Source organism: Mesorhizobium sp. M1E.F.Ca.ET.063.01.1.1, from assembly GCF_003998155.1.
GTDB lineage: Bacteria > Pseudomonadota > Alphaproteobacteria > Rhizobiales > Rhizobiaceae > Mesorhizobium.
In genome coordinates, this window is the sequence record NZ_RZSC01001722.1 from 1 (window position 1) to 404 (window position 404).

General features: G+C 71.0%; 1 protein-coding gene. It reads right to left on the reverse strand.

Annotated features, from left to right (window positions below; translation table 11 throughout):
• Positions 1-277: RsmD family RNA methyltransferase (locus EOA29_RS40590; protein WP_189479217.1), on the reverse strand; the 277-nt coding region annotated here is incomplete at its 3' end.
• Positions 278-404: the final 127 nt, after the last annotated feature.

Genomic DNA, 404 nt, shown 5'->3' on the forward strand with positions numbered 1-404 from the left:
GTCCGAAGGCCTCGACATTCTCGCGGATCAGGCCGCGTCCCTCGGCCGATTCCTCGATGAAGACGCCGTAGGAAGCGCCCCGCGACAGCGCTTCCAGACCGAGCGCGCCGGTGCCGGCGAACAGGTCGAGCACGCGCGCGCCATCGAGCTTGTCGGCGAAGCGATGCGCCAGCACGTTGAACAGCGCCTCGCGCGTGCGGTCGGTGGTCGGGCGGATGGCATTGCCGCGCGGCGTCGCCAGCGGACGCCCGCGGAACTCACCGCCGGCGATTCTCATTTCAGTCCGGCCCTCATCTGGTCCTGGGACCCTTCGGGCGCGGCCGGTCGCCGCCATCCGGGCGCTCGCCACGCGGCTTGCCGTACGGCTTGGCGCCGCTTGGTTTGCCGGCAGCCTTGCCATAGGA